The sequence below is a fragment of the Enterococcus sp. AZ077 genome (genome assembly GCF_051714965.1).
Taxonomy (GTDB): domain Bacteria; phylum Bacillota; class Bacilli; order Lactobacillales; family Enterococcaceae; genus Enterococcus_B; species Enterococcus_B hirae.
On sequence record NZ_JBIOSX010000001.1, the window covers coordinates 554566 to 569176 of the forward strand.

General features: G+C 35.3%; 12 protein-coding genes and 1 pseudogene. 10 read left to right on the top strand and 3 right to left on the bottom strand.

Annotation, left to right across the window (positions count from 1 at the left end; translation table 11 throughout):
- Positions 1-202 precede the first annotated feature (202 nt).
- Positions 203-892 carry a hypothetical protein gene (locus IGL28_RS02535; RefSeq protein WP_228011830.1) on the bottom strand — a complete coding sequence of 230 codons (690 nt, stop codon included), beginning with the start codon at positions 890-892 and terminating at the stop codon, positions 203-205.
- Positions 893-1300: 408 nt separating this feature from the next.
- A complete protein-coding gene (locus tag IGL28_RS02540; protein ID WP_081127762.1) occupies positions 1301-1996 on the bottom strand; it encodes a hypothetical protein in 696 nt (231 codons plus the stop codon).
- A gap of 522 nt (positions 1997-2518) precedes the next feature.
- Here IGL28_RS02540 and arsC point away from each other — a divergent pair.
- The 10 genes and pseudogenes from arsC (at position 2519) to IGL28_RS02590 (ending at position 14127) form a co-directional block, all read left to right on the top strand.
- Positions 2519-2929, top strand: a complete 411-nt coding sequence (arsC, locus tag IGL28_RS02545; RefSeq protein WP_010719969.1) for an arsenate reductase (thioredoxin) — start codon at positions 2519-2521, stop codon at positions 2927-2929.
- 448 nt (positions 2930-3377) lie between these two features.
- Positions 3378-4442, top strand: a complete 1065-nt coding sequence (locus IGL28_RS02550) for a ComEC/Rec2 family competence protein (protein ID WP_081127764.1) — start codon at positions 3378-3380, stop codon at positions 4440-4442.
- Positions 4443-4462: 20 nt separating this feature from the next.
- The gene (locus tag IGL28_RS02555; RefSeq protein WP_241546317.1) at positions 4463-5734 is read left to right on the top strand and encodes an ABC-three component system protein; all 1272 of its coding nucleotides are present in this window, start codon (positions 4463-4465) and stop codon (positions 5732-5734) included.
- Between the two features lie 15 nt (positions 5735-5749).
- Positions 5750-6340: an ABC-three component system middle component 1 gene (locus tag IGL28_RS02560; protein WP_081127766.1), complete on the top strand. Its 591-nt coding sequence runs from the start codon at positions 5750-5752 to the stop codon at positions 6338-6340.
- On the top strand, positions 6330-9443 hold the full coding sequence (locus IGL28_RS02565) for an AAA family ATPase (RefSeq protein ID WP_438843881.1): 3114 nt from the start codon (positions 6330-6332) through the stop codon (positions 9441-9443). Before IGL28_RS02560 ends, IGL28_RS02565 begins: the two co-directional genes overlap by 11 nt.
- 299 nt (positions 9444-9742) lie before the next feature.
- Positions 9743-9976: pseudogene (locus tag IGL28_RS02570) on the top strand (transposase); the annotation flags it as partial.
- 254 nt (positions 9977-10230) lie between these two features.
- Positions 10231-10962, top strand: a complete 732-nt coding sequence (locus tag IGL28_RS02575) for a GntR family transcriptional regulator (protein WP_010719963.1) — start codon at positions 10231-10233, stop codon at positions 10960-10962.
- A 12-nt stretch (positions 10963-10974) separates the two neighbouring features.
- The gene (agaS, locus tag IGL28_RS02580) at positions 10975-12147 is read left to right on the top strand and encodes an SIS domain-containing protein (protein ID WP_063626617.1); all 1173 of its coding nucleotides are present in this window, start codon (positions 10975-10977) and stop codon (positions 12145-12147) included.
- Between the two features lie 22 nt (positions 12148-12169).
- Positions 12170-13177 carry a tagatose-bisphosphate aldolase gene (gene lacD, locus IGL28_RS02585; RefSeq protein WP_010719961.1) on the top strand — a complete coding sequence of 336 codons (1008 nt, stop codon included), beginning with the start codon at positions 12170-12172 and terminating at the stop codon, positions 13175-13177.
- Positions 13178-13188: 11 nt separating this feature from the next.
- Positions 13189-14127 carry a hexose kinase gene (locus IGL28_RS02590; RefSeq protein ID WP_081127770.1) on the top strand — a complete coding sequence of 313 codons (939 nt, stop codon included), beginning with the start codon at positions 13189-13191 and terminating at the stop codon, positions 14125-14127.
- A gap of 10 nt (positions 14128-14137) precedes the next feature.
- Here IGL28_RS02590 and IGL28_RS02595 read toward each other — a convergent pair whose 3' ends face one another.
- Positions 14138-14431, bottom strand: coding sequence for a hypothetical protein (locus tag IGL28_RS02595; protein WP_241547362.1), 294 nt, complete (start codon positions 14429-14431; stop codon positions 14138-14140).
- Positions 14432-14611 lie beyond the last annotated feature (180 nt).

Consider the following 14611-nt stretch of genomic DNA (forward strand, 5'->3'; position numbering starts at 1 on the left):
TCTTTTTGATAGAATCATTCATAGAGCATATCGTTCTCTCAGTTGGTTAGGTTATGGTGATTTAATCATACTAGAGAACGATATGTTTTTTAATAGCAAAAATGAAAATGGGGCTGAAGAATCAATTTTGATTCTTCAATCCCATAAATTATAGAGCCGTCAATTTTTTGGCCCAGTCTCTTTTGGTTTATTTGCTTATAAATTAATATTTAATAACATTTACAAGTTTTAATGGAGTTCTTTCATCCCAATCAAGGATTGCTTGGTTTTTAATAGTTAAATAATTTCCACCGATATATTCAATGCTAGGTAAATAATATATGTATTCATTCATTTCACTTTTGGCTTTCATTGAAACTAAAAAGCCTCTTGGATCATTGTTTCTGCTCCAGCTCTCTACAGCTGGACGAGCAAGTTCAAAGTAATCTGCATATCCACCAGTTTTCCATTTGCTTAATGCAACCTGAACAGTTCCATCAGAGAGATTGACCATATTTACAATTTTAGTTCCTTTTGTATCAGAGTAGACTACTTTTTTCAGTGGTGTGATTTCAGTTGAGCTGTTTCGTTGATAAAGGCTACCATCTTTATAAGAGTAAGAAGCACTTGTTGGCGTATAATAGGTTCTAAGCATTCCGTTATGGACAATCGCCAAGATAAATCCACTACGAGAAAGTCTACTCCAAGAGTCTGATTGACCAGGTGTGATATTGAAGTAGTCGGTGTTACCCTTTCCTGTAGAATTTGCACTAACTGAAACCTGAATACTTGAAAAGTCCGTACAATCGTTTGTTACAGTGATGTCAGCATGTGCTGCTTTGGTCGGGATTAAAAAGATGGCTAAAGCGACCATTCCTATTAATAAACTGACCAGTGATGATTTTTTTTTCATGATATTCCTCCTGTTAATATAATATAGTCGTAAACGTTTTCGCTTACAATTTAAGTCTAAAGGATGCAGACTATTTTTCAATGATTCTAATTTACTATTTTATTCATTTTTTTTATTTTAGAGTCAAGTATAGTGGAATTTTCTTTGGGATATCGATCAGTTCTTGAATATCGGAGGAGCTGACTGAAATTTAGCAAGAGGTTGGAAAAAGTACTGTAAGATGAGTGAATAAGCGGATTGCCTTTATAAACGTTTTTTATACTTTATACGACGGTATTTCTATTGTGTGAAGATTAACTTCAAAAACACTAGTTATTTATTTTTGTACTTAATGAAAAAGCCTAGGGCATCTTTTCTCCCTAGGCTCATCATTAGTTATTATTTGATCGCTTTAATGGTTCTTCATGCTTAGTAGTCAATCACATTAACTACTTTTAATTTCTGTGTTTCATCCCAATCATAGATAGCATCTTTTCTGATTGTCAGAAAATTTTTGTAGCCTAGGTATTGTATGCTAGGTAAATAATATATGTATTCTTTTGAGAATCCGCTATTATATAGGACTGAAACTAAAAAGCCTCTTGGATCATCATTTCTGCTCCAAGTTTCACTATCAAGGTGGTTTAGCGTAAAGTAGTCTGTCGATCCGCCACTTTTCCATTTACTTAACGATACTGTTGTAAGACTTGTGGAAAGATTAATCATGTTAACGTTCATACTTCGCGTAACAAGCGAATTTGTTTCAACTTTTAACGGAGTGATTTCTGTTGTGCTACCTTGGGAATAAAGTTTTCCATCTTTAAAAGAGTAGGCGGCGTTAGTTGGAGTATAGTAGGTCCTAAGTTGTTCTAAATAAACAATGGCTAAAATATGGCCTCTAGGATCATTTCTGCGCCAAGATTCTGTTTGTCCAACTGTTACTTTGTAGTAGTCTGACGAGACATCTTTTCCATTATCTGCGTTAATGGAAGCTGTAAATGAATGTGACGGATCTGTACAATCGTTTGTTACGGTGACATCAGCATGTGTTTTGGTTAGTGGTAAGAAAAACACTAAAGCAATGAAACCAAACAATAGGCTGACTAATGGTAATTTTTTTTTCATGGTATTCCTCCCTTTAATATAATTTATGTAAACGATCTTCGCTTACAATTTAAGTTTAAAGGAACAAGTTTAGGTTTCAATGTGTTCAATCAATCAATTTATTTCATTTTTTTAGTATAAAACCAAATGTAGTGAAATTATGGGTGGGGTGCTAATAGCTACGGTTATTCTAGCTTCTCTCAATAGAATAAGGTTCGTCAAACTGCCGTTTAAAACAAAGCGTTCATTTAGCATTCGTTAGTAAAAAATCCTTTTAGGAAGCGATTCATGACATCGAATATGATGAATTTTCTTCAATTTTAGGCGATCCATGGATAATGACATTTATTATTTATCAGGTAAAAAGAAGATCAGAACTGATGGCCAAAACATACCAAACTGATAATTGATGACGTAACTTTTCAATCATTTCACTCTTTTTTGATGCTTTCCTACAAAAATTCCTGTATGCTTGCTTTTAGTTAGAGAATAAAATAATGACCGAGCTATATTGAATGCTCATATCCAGGAGGAGAAATAAAAATGAAAAAAATTTATTTTTTATGTACGGGAAATTCTTGTCGTAGCCAAATGGCGGAAGGATATGCACGTCAATTATTATCTGCCTCGGATGTGGAAATTAAAAGCGCAGGTATTGAAACTCATGGACTGAATCCACGAGCGGTTCAGGTTATGGCTGAGGATGGAATTGATATTTCAAACCAAACGTCTGATTTGATCGATCAGGATTATTTTACACAAGCAGACTTGATTATTACGCTTTGTGGAGATGCAAAAGATAAATGTCCGACGATTCCTGTAGGTGTTCAGCACATTCATTGGGATTTAACAGACCCCGCACAAGCAGTTGGAACCGAAGCAGAAATAGCATCAGCTTTTAGAAAAACAAGAGATAGAATTAAAGCAATGGTAATTGAACTCAAGAACCAGTGAGAGTCAGTATTTTTTGGGAATTGAGTGATCATTTGAGCTTCATTTGTCTGTATAGTGCTAAATTTTAACAATCAAGAATTGAAGTCAGCAAGCCTTAAAACGGTCTTGCTGGCTTTTTTTGCTTGCGATATTTTTTGGTCGCCTTCTCAATTATTTGGCAAGTTATGAATCAAGCAATTATTTCTGGTTATGAGAATGATTGGCGTTTAAAAATCAAAATTTATTTACAATAACAATGTTATGGGGAGTAAGATAAGAAAGAAAAGAGTGTATTTCGCGCAATTAACTAATGGACTGAAAGCTCTTCTTGTCAGCTAAATTCCAGCGCCAATAACAAATGAATAGAAGTTTATTGTGTGTGATTTTGGTTAGTAAAGAATAACAAGATCAGCGAAAAGAAAGCAGAAGAAGGAGGAGATTGCAGGGACAGGACTGCAATGAAAGAGAAATGATTACAGTGAAAGCTTTACCTGCTTATGATGGCGATTGTTTGATTGTTCAGTATGGAGAAGAAGATCAACGGACGAATCTGTTTGTCGATGGAGGTCAAGGACAACAAGTTGTTAGGCAGTTGAAAGAGGAAATTGCAACAATTAGCCAGAAAGGCGAGTGCATTGACTTACTGGTTTTGACACATATTGATGCCGATCATATTCGGGGATTTTTGAGTTTGTTTTCTCAGTCGAGTTTTGACAAGTCATGTATTAAACGAGTGTTTTTTAATTCTAGAAAGCTGTTATCGCAAAAGTTTGATACAAAGGTTGTTTATGATGATCAACTGGAGATCGTTCAAGAAAAGTCAGAGATTAGTTTTAAACAAGGGGAGTCTTTCGATCGGTATTTGGAGGATTTGAAGATTGAAAAGATGACAGTTATTGACAATTCTTGTCAGCCCAAATTACTCAATGGGGCAAAAATGACGATTTTGACACCTGATGAAGCAAGTCTAAGAAAATTATATACAGATTGGGAAAAGGCAATTCAAAAAGAAACCAGGGATCAACTGATCAGTGGTCGTAATGTCAATCATCAGGGAAGCGTAGAAGAACTGATCAAAAAAGCTTTCCAAGAAGATCGCGCTGTCGCAAATGGGAGCAGTATTAGCTTTATATTGGAGTATGAAGGCAAACGACTGTTGATGCTAGCAGATGCTCATCCAAGTACTGTCACTGCGAAGTTAAAAGAACTGTATGGGGAAAAAGAGCTGCATTTTGACTTGGTAAAAGTGGCTCATCATGGGAGTAAAGCGAATACTAGTGACGATTTATTAAAACAGATTGAATGTGAAAATTATTTGATTAGTTCAAATAAGGGGAATCGTCATGGTTTTCCACACAAAGAAGCCTTATCAAGGATTGTTTACCACAACTACACAAAAAAACGACCAACGAATTTTTATTTTAATTATTCTGATGCGAGTGAGGGGTCATTTACAAATGAAGAAATAAAAAAATACGGGATTCAATTGATTAAGAAAAAAATGAATGAGAGGGTACTAACGATTGACATATGAATGATTTTGAAGAGTTATCAGTGAATATTAGAGGAACCAATACTTATGGTTCAGGTTTATTGTATCAGCAGGATTGTGAAACGGGTTTTGTGATCACCGCAAAACATTGTGTGGTTGGGGAAACAATTAATGACTTCAAACTATTTGATTATACCCAATCTGAACTAGAAATCTTAGAACCACCAAGATGCTCAGATAGTCTAGATTTAGCGATTATCAAAGTGAAGGTAAAAAAAGGTTATCCTGAACTGCTTATAATGGAACCAGAAAATAAGCAAGAAATCGTATTTTATGGTTATCCAGAGTGTATGAAAGAAGACGGTGGAACTCCTTATCGAGGAAAGGCAACTCAAATCAGTAAGCCAGATATTTTTAAATTGGTACTGGACAATGAAATAGGATCGTCTAACAACACGGAGTATGAGAACATACGAGGTTGCTCAGGATCAGGAGTGTACGTCGAAAGAGAAGGTAAGTGTTATTTGACTGGGATTATTACGAAACTTCAGTCAGCGGGGCAACAAGGAATTGTTGAAGGGATTCATATCGCACATATTGTTGCTTTCTTTTTAGAAGAGTTTGATATCATGCTGGTACCTCGTTGCTTGAATGATTTTAGTGAATATTTGACATCTATCATAAATGAATTACGAGAAGTAGGTGGACAAGAAAATAAGCTGATTTTTCTGATTGAAAAATGTTATCGTGAATGTTTTTCCGACATAACACCTAAATTGATCCATAATCGGTTAAGTGATTACCTGTTTCTTCCTTCTCAGAAAAATGAGGATTATACCAATAAATTCTTGTGGATCGCTTGGCTGGAGATCTTGCTTTACAAGTTATTACAAACAAGTATTGCTTTTGAGATTGATGATTGTTTCAAATTACTCACTCAGGAAAAGGAAAGAGCTGGTATCCATGTATTATTTACAAATCATCTAACACTTGACCGTTTCATTGGGAGTTTATTTAGAAGTACACTTTATGACAAGCTAGATAAACAAGATGTTTTGTTTGTAACTAATCAAAGGAGAAAATTTCGGGGTGGGAGTATTGCCAAGCGAGAACAAATTGAGGGAATCGTCGTGAACATCGATCATCCAGAAGTTTCTGATCGGTTAACGATTGATAATCCCAATGAAAAAAAATTATTTCCTATTGTTCATATCGATTATATCGAAAATGAAATTGATCAGATTTTACACGACACAAAAGGGTTAACAGCCGTTGAGTTTTCTCAGAGGTTTCCAGAGGAGTTAACTCGTTTGTTTGAAGAAATTGCAAACTAATGGAGGTAGATAACAATGGTAGAGATATTAAAAGAAATCACTACGTATGAAATAATAGAAAAAACGACGGGATTGACCTGTTACACGTACCAACAAGCAAACAAAAAGTATCGACTCCATTTTTTTTGTTATGTATTTGATAATCAAGATGAGTTATTAGCCAACTATGAAGAAATCAACGATCAGATTGCCTACAGTTTTCAAAGTCAATTAAAAAGGAAGATTGAACGATGGAATATTTATTTTTTTCTTTTTGTCAAAGCCAAAGTAGCGAAGCCAATCAAAGCCAGTATTGAACAAGATAAGTATGCAACCAGAAAGGTGATCGTGGATAATTTTCGAGAATCTGGTACTAATGATGCGCAAAAAGAAGCACAAAAAGAAGCACAAAAAAATAAAATTCAAGAAAGATTATTATTGAATCTGGAACAGACAAAACCATTAAAGAAACTGGCTAAGAATGAGCGGCAAAATGATGAGAAAATCATCCATTTGTTAGCAGAATTAAAAACGATGGCTAAAAAAGAGAAAAAAGCACGAATACAAGAGTATATAAAACATGAGCTGTCAAATCTTAACGTAAAGGAAGGAACCGATGAGTCTTAAATTGAAAGGGATAAAAATTGATTCGTTTCGAGCATTTGAAAGGCAAAAATATTTTGATTGTGTGAATCCTGTTTTTAATGAAATATCAAATTTGATTGTTTTGTATGCGCCAAATGGAACCGGAAAAACCTCTTTTTTTGATGCCATCGAATGGAGCTTGACTGGCGAAATCAGTCGACTGAATGAAAATAAAAATGTCCGTGATATCGCCTCCCAAGAGCGAAAGTATATTTTAAAGAACAAATATTCCTCAGCCGAAGTGGGCAGTGTGGAACTAGCATTTGATGATGGCAGTTTTTATGCATTAACGACGAAAAGGTTAAATGGAAAGCAAACAACGGATTACGTTGAAGGGAATAAGATCAAAAAAACGGTTGATTTAACAGCGAAAGAATTAAAGATTTTACGACAAAAAAATTTATTGACACACAATCAAATCGATGCTTTTTTGCGATCACAGAGTGCCGAAGGAAGATATGATGCTTTAAGTAATTTTTGGGACAAAGAAAATGTATCTGAGGATTATAAAAATCTAGTCTTATTCGTCAATGAAATGAATAAAGTATTAGGACAACAAGAAACTAAAATGAATCAGCTAACAAAAGAGATTGAAAAACTCGAAAGTAATGCAAAAATATGGCAAACAATCAACCGGCTGAAAGAAAATTATGCCAAGTTAAACGGAAAGAATAGTAAAAAAGATCCATTGTTAAAGAATCAATTAGGTTTACAAGAATTGTATATCGAATCGAACAAATTAAAAAGCAATAATCAAATAAAATTGAACCAGTTTGAAGAGGAGCGACAACAGCTAGAAAATTTAATCACAATGACCCAAGAGTATCGACAAATACCGCAGCAGATCGAATGGTCTGAAAAGCAGGTTGCTGATGTCAACGAAAAGTTAGCCCATTTGACAGAAATTGAGACAATCGAAGAAAAAAAGAAAGCACTGTTTGACGAAAAAATAGACTTGATCAACCATCTCAAGCGTTGTAACTTTCTTATCAATCATGAAGCAGATTTTCAGGCACAAGAAATGGCTGAACAAAACAGTAATAGAGAAATCAATGAATGGATCAATCAACGAAAAAAATGTGAACAAGCATTGATTACTTTACAAAAGGAGCATCAAGAGCAAGAAGTAACATTAAGTGAGTGTCAAAATAAACGAGCGTTGCGGACGAATCAATTAACAGAAATCAAAGAATTAAACAGTTATTCCGATGTTAAAGCGAAAAGACAATTACTTGATCATGAAATCAAACAACAGAAAAAGAAAAAAATAGAGTTGGAAGCCAAGTTAGGTAAGATAAAGCTAACGTTGACAAAATTGTTTTCATTACTAAACTTAGACGATCATCAGTTAAGCCAAAAAGACTATTCAAAAGATCCTGATTATTCATTTTTGTTGGAACAGACAAGCCAACTTGATGACATTTGGCAAGAAAGAAAAAAATTGGAAGTTGATTTAGCACAAAAGAAGAAGGAACGTTCCTCTTTAGAAGATCTGGGCAGTCAATTAGAACAGTTGAAAAAATTAGGTTATTCTATCGTAACGGATACGTCTTCGTCTGTCTGTCCATTATGTCTCCATGATCATCAAGAATTTCAACATATCATCCAAAAAATTGAAGCTAGTACGGCAGATCTTTTACCGATTGAGCAACTGACGAAGGAAATCAGCCACTTAGAAGGAATGATCGATGAATCAACTAGGCGGTTAACTGATGTAGTTTCTGGAGTAAAACAACAGATTCAGATACAAATAACGATTAAGGAAACTGAAATCAACCAACTTGACCAAGATCTGTTACAAGTAACCTTAAAATTAAAACAACAAGAAGAAGCGTATTTAACCAATGAGAAACACTGGTACAAGTTAAATGAATACAGCCAAAAATATGGGATTGACTGTGAAAAAATTGCTGAAGAAACCCAGAAAAGAGTAAAGTCACTACAGGAGGAATTGGTAAAATTAACGAATGAGTACCAAAATATCAAAGAAAAAATCAATCAAAATGAACAGCTGAATGTCAAGAATACTCATACGCTCAAAACGATCGAATTACATTATCAACAAGCGAAAAAAAGCTTAAATGATTTAAAAGGAAACGAACAGTATCAATATTATCAGCAAGAACAGGCGTTTTATGAAGCGCTTGGTATTTTTGTTATCTCTGATTTTAAAAGGCAATGTAAACGCGAGTTAGAAAAAATCAATGAACAAGAAACCAAGCTTATTGCTGAAAAAGAACAACGACTAGAACAAGTAAATGGGAAAAGTAAAACAGAATTAGTAGAAGAACAACGAATCCAAGCAGAGCAGATTCGGCAGCTCGTTGTACGGAGGAAATATATCGAAAAGATATCTTATCAACTGTTTGACCAAGTAATCATTGCACCAGAAGAATTGGAAAAAAATAAGCAAAAGTTGACTACAGCTATTTACAAATTAAATGAAAAAAATCAACTGTTGGGTCAACTATCTGGGCTTACCAGTGATTTTATCTCTGAAACAGGTATCGAAGAGAAAAGAAGCGAACAAGCAAAAGTAAAAAAAATCTATGACCACTTAAGTAGCAAAGTACAAGAACTAAAAGAATTAAAAGACAGTAAATTAACCGAGATCAAAAAGCAAATCAAAAGTACATTTAACTTAGATACCGTCAATCAGATTTTTCAAATGATCGAACCTCACCCTGATTTTCGTAAGATTAGTTTTAAAATCAATGAAGCAAATCCCGATAAATTAGGACTGGATATTATGTGCAAACGAACAGAGGACGAAGAGGATGCCCCGATTTTATATCTAAGTTCTGCCCAAGTAAATATATTGTCTTTAAGTATTTTTCTAGGAACCGCTCTAGAGAATACAGACAAAGTGAATACGATTTTCATGGATGATCCAATCCAACACTTAGATAGTCTTAATGAATTATCTTTTATTGATCTATTAAGAATCCTTGCATTTAAGCTAGGAACACAGATCATCTTTTCCACCCATAATCGCCAGTTTTTTGACTTATGTCAGAGAAAATTAGATGCCAATTACCATAATGCCAGTTTTATCGAAATGAATTATACAGAGAATCAGTTGTAACAAATTTAGTTAGTCAGAAAAAGTGAATAAGGGAGCTCTTTGATGAGAGCTGAGGTTAGCTGAAAGATTCAGAGTATAAAACAAAAATTGCCTACAGAAGTTAAAAAAGAGACGGATAGAGAATCAATCCCAACGAATAAGGGATTGATTCTTTTTTTCTAGATTAAATACAGATAGGAAGAATATATAGATTGGATGGAGAGTTGTACTATCTATACGAAAGCAGAAGCTTTTTTAGGCTCTACATTTTTTGATATTGGCGAAATTCGCCAACATTTTTTATGATTTAAACGGTATAGAAAAGACATTATTCACTATTTGGGGGCTATTTAACCAGAGAAATCGAAACCTATACGACAACTTTGCGAACATTTAGAAAGTTTCTGACACAGATCCGAAATGCCTTCTGCTACAATTACTCAAATGGACCACTAGGATGTTTAAACAAGCCTATCAAAGTATTTAAACGAAATTTTTATCATTTCAAACGGCGAATCTTGATTCGTCACGGTAAAACTTTTTTAAGCAAATAAAGATACTCAGATTAGTAGGTTTTTATTTCCTATTTTTTTCAACTGGTATCAGATTTCAGCACTTATGACTGTTATTTTCGCTAGGAACAATTTCTTAAAAATGGATAGTTTTATTATTTCAATAAAATAATCATTGCTAAATCAATGATTTAAGACGGTTGTAGAATTTTTTCCAGATTGTTTGTTGACAAAAATAAAAAAACCATCTTACCATTAGTTTGTGGTTATAACCAGTTTAAAAGAAGGAGAAACCTATGGGAAATTCTTTTAAAAACAAAGCTTTGTATCATCAGTTGGTAGATTTACTTAAAAATCAGATGGAAAGTAACATGATACCCCATGATAAATTACCCTCTGAACGAGAATTAACTGCTCAATACGGAGTTAGTCGGACAACGGTTCGATTAGCTTTGAAAGAGTTGGAAAATACAGGTTATATTTATCGGAGACATGGAAAAGGAACATTTGTATCCGATATCAAAAAGAACGTAGCAGATTTAGCAGGAACCTATAGCTTTACTGAACAAATGAAAAGTTTAGGTAGAACTGCTGAGACGCGGATCTTAGCTTTTGAAAAAATTGAAGCGGACAAATTTATTGCAAAACAATTGAATCTTTCATTAGGAGAAGTAGTCTTCAAATTAAGTCGATTGCGGATAGCTGATCGGGAACCGCTTATGATCGAAGATACCTATTTGCCAGTCAAATTTTTCTTATCATTAAATGATCAGCTTTTAAGAAGCAAACCTCTATATGATCTTTTTTCCGAGGATTTTAATCAGACCGTTCGATTGGCAGATGAAGAGCTATATGCAAGTGTTGCCTCAAAGGAAGATGCGAAACAGCTGATAATCTCAGAAGGAGCACCTGTCCTTCATTTAGCACGTCAAACCTATAATATGAAAAATGAAATTATCGAATTTACTTTAAGTGTCGCCCGTGCGGATCAATTTCATTATCAGATCCGCCATATTCGAAATAGTTAGGAGAATCGAAACATGTTTACAGTAGGAAAAGAAAAACTGGATCAGCTGGGTGCTGAGATCACGACTCGCGAAATACGCCAACAGCCGGAACTTTGGGAAGAAACCCTTGATCACTATCAAACAGTTCAAAAGGAATTAGATAATTTTCTTGCAATAGTTAAAGAAAAGGCAAATGGTCAGCGAACACGTGTAATCTTCACTGGTGCAGGAACATCTCAATATGTAGGAGACACATTAGTTCCTTATTTGCGCAAGAACGGTGATCGCCAAGCATTTAGCTTTGAAAGTATTGGAACGACTGATATTGTCGCAGAACCTGAAGAGTATTTAATTAAAGAAGAACCAACTTTACTTGTATCATTTGCGAGGAGTGGAAACAGTCCTGAAAGCTTGGCAGCAGTTGAAATTGCAAATCAGGTGGTTGATACGATCTATCATTTATCAATTACGTGTGCTGTAGAAGGAAAACTAGCTCAAATTAGTCAATCCGATTCCAATAGTTTTTTATTCTTGATGCCAGCACGTTCGAATGATAGTGGCTTTGCTATGACTGGTAGCTTTTCCTGCATGACTTTAGGAGCTTTGTTGACATTCGATCAAACAGTATTAGTGAAGAAACAACAATACCTGAAGGTTTTAAGTAATTTAGGAAATGAAGTAATTACCCGAGTAAATGAAATTGAAAAAATCGTTCAGCTTGATTTTGAACGCATTGTTTATGTTGGTTCAGGAAGTCTAGCTGGATTAACAAGGGAAGCGCAATTGAAGATTCTGGAATTGACAGCCGGAAAAATTGCTACCATCTTTGATTCATCAATGGGCTTTCGCCATGGTCCAAAGTCGTTTATTAATCAAAAAACAATCATGTTCGGTTTTGTTAATAATAATCCTTACACGCGTGATTACGACTTGGATGTCTTAGAAGAAGTGCGTGGAGATGAAATCGCTTCCGGAGTGTTCGCCATTACTCAACCAGGGCAACGGAATTTCACTGGCGATAAATTCGAGTTTACAACTGAGGCCGAATTATTGCCAGATGGCTATTTAGCACTAAGCTATATCATGGTTGCCCAAATAGTCGCTTTGTTATCATCGATTAAAGTGAATAATAAACCAGATACACCATCACCAACAGGAACAGTTAACCGAGTTGTAAAAGGTGTAACGATTCACAAATATAAGTAAAAATAAACTGGGAGGAAGAACCATGATTACATTAACCAGAGGAAAAAAAGCAGCAATGGATCGTTTATCGACAAAAGATGGTATTATCAGTGCCTTAGCGATTGATCAACGCGGAGCATTAAAAAAAATGATCAAAGCCTTAAATGTAGAATTAAACGATGAACAGATTGAGCGTTTCAAGGAGTTAGTTTCTAGTGAATTAACCCCTTATGCATCTTCTATTTTATTGGACCCAGAATATGGTCTTCCTGCTGCAAGTGCACGACATGAAGATGCTGGTTTGTTGTTGGCCTATGAAAAAACCGGCTATGATGTAACAACACCGGGACGCTTGCCTGATTTATTAGCAGATTGGTCAGTTTTACGATTAAAAGAGCAAGGAGCCGATTCGATTAAGTTTCTACTTTATTATGACGTAGATGAAGATCCGGAAATCAATCATCAGAAGCATGTCTTCGTAGAACGTTTAGGTAGCGAGTGTGCCGAAGAAGATTTGCCATTCTATTTAGAATTGCTATCATATGATACTCAAATTTCAGATGTTCATTCACTTGAATATGCCAAAGTAAAACCGCATAAAGTCAATAGCATGATGAAGGAATTTTCGAAACCACAGTACAAAGTAGATGTTTTAAAGGTAGAAGTTCCTGTCAATATGAACTTTGTAGAGGGTTTCAGTACAGATGAAGTAGCGTATACCAAAGAGGAGGCGGCAAAGTACTTCTTGGAACAAAGTCAAGCGACAGATTTGCCTTTTATTTTCTTGAGTGCCGGTGTTTCTACGAAGCTATTCCAACAAACATTGTTTTTTGCTAAAGATTCAGGTTCGACCTTTAATGGTGTGCTTTGTGGTAGAGCTACTTGGAAAAATGGTGTGAAGCCGTTTATCAAATCTGGTGAAGAATCTGCTCGTGCCTGGCTGAAAAGTGAAGGTCGTGAAAATATCGAAAGCTTGAACAACGTTTTGGCACAAACAGCCAGTTCTTGGTATGACAAAGTCCAAGTTGAAAAAGAAGCAGCTGTGAACTAGGAGGAGAGCTCGTGATAGTAACTGTAACGATGAACCCGTCAATTGATATTTCCTATCCGCTTGCTTCCTTGAATGTGGATACTGTCAATCGAACAGATCAAGTTAATAAAACAGCAGGTGGAAAAGGACTTAATGTAACCCGAGTAATCCATGATCTAAAGGGGGATGTACTCGCTACAGGAGTTCTCGGTGGGTTTCATGGGGCGTTTATTGCAGATGAATTAAAGCATGCCGGTATTAAGCAGAAATTTACAGAGATCAAAGAAGAAAGCCGGGATTCAATCGCTATTTTGCATGAAGGAAATCAAACTGAGATTTTGGAAGCGGGCCCAACAGTTTCCTATGAAGAACAGCAGAATTTCCTAGAAAACTTCAAGGAGCTAATAAAAAAAGCAAAGATTGTCACAATCTCAGGTAGTCTTGCAAAAGGATTGCCATCAAATTTTTACCAAACGTTGGTCCAATTGACAGAAGAGCAGTCCGCAAAGGTTCTTGTCGATACCTCTGGGGAAAGCTTGCATCAGGTTTTAGCTGGCAAACAGAAGCCATTTTTAATCAAACCAAATCTTGAGGAATTATCGACACTACTGAGACATTCATTTTCGATTGATCGATTAGAAGAAGTCCAGGAAGAATTGATTCAACCTATCTTCGCAGGTATTGAATGGATCATTGTTTCTCTAGGAAAAGCTGGAGCTCTCGCAAAACATAAAGATTGTTTTTATCGAGTTACGCTCCCTACGATAAAAGCAGTCAACCCAGTTGGTTCAGGAGATGCTACAGTCGCTGGATTTGCCTACGGCCTATCACAAGAAATGGATGAAATAGAACTTTTGAAGTTTTGTATGGCTACTGGTATGGCTAATGCACAAGAAGGACAAACAGGTCATGTTTCACTGATGAATATTCAATCGCATATTGAAAAAATAACTGTAAAAAAGATTGAGTGAGAAAATCGATCTAGATAAAATCAATGATTTTTTGAGACCAACTCAATTTGGTAGAAGTTCCATTTTTGTAGGATTCAGCGTACTCCAGTAGTTGTTGTGAATCTCTAAGTTTCGTCACTCGGACTTGCAGAACGGTCGTTTCATCGGTAAGAATCTTTAATAATTTCGCAACATTTAAAGGAGTTGGAAATATAATTTTATTTGTTTCCGTAAAATATTCCTCATTCATGTGGATATTGTAGTCTTGTTTAAAGCGCTGACAGCTGGAATTGTAATAACACAATTCTTGAGAATTAGGATCCACATATTGTTCGGGCAAATAAGTTTGCTGATAGATATATGCAGTTTTTTAGTTTTTCGTAAATGTCTGATGCAATCATAAAATGCTAAGGCTGGCAGTTCAAGCTTGTTTAAATAGTGTGGATCATTCCCTCGAGCGATTGATAAAACTTGGACTTGATCATTACTGATAGTGAATAATTCA

Bases quoted from the DNA above. Each gene is read 5' to 3' on its own strand.
- lacD (WP_010719961.1), top strand. From the start codon at position 12,170: ATGATTACATTAACCAGAGGAAAAAAAGCAGCAATGGATCGTTTATCG.
- IGL28_RS02550 (WP_081127764.1), top strand. From the start codon at position 3,378: ATGATTACAGTGAAAGCTTTACCTGCTTATGATGGCGATTGTTTGATT.
- IGL28_RS02565 (WP_438843881.1), top strand. From the start codon at position 6,330: ATGAGTCTTAAATTGAAAGGGATAAAAATTGATTCGTTTCGAGCATTT.
- agaS (WP_063626617.1), top strand. From the start codon at position 10,975: ATGTTTACAGTAGGAAAAGAAAAACTGGATCAGCTGGGTGCTGAGATC.
- IGL28_RS02575 (WP_010719963.1), top strand. From the start codon at position 10,231: ATGGGAAATTCTTTTAAAAACAAAGCTTTGTATCATCAGTTGGTAGAT.
- IGL28_RS02535 (WP_228011830.1), bottom strand. From the start codon at position 892: ATGAAAAAAAAATCATCACTGGTCAGTTTATTAATAGGAATGGTCGCT.
- arsC (WP_010719969.1), top strand. From the start codon at position 2,519: ATGAAAAAAATTTATTTTTTATGTACGGGAAATTCTTGTCGTAGCCAA.
- IGL28_RS02560 (WP_081127766.1), top strand. From the start codon at position 5,750: ATGGTAGAGATATTAAAAGAAATCACTACGTATGAAATAATAGAAAAA.
- IGL28_RS02540 (WP_081127762.1), bottom strand. From the start codon at position 1,996: ATGAAAAAAAAATTACCATTAGTCAGCCTATTGTTTGGTTTCATTGCT.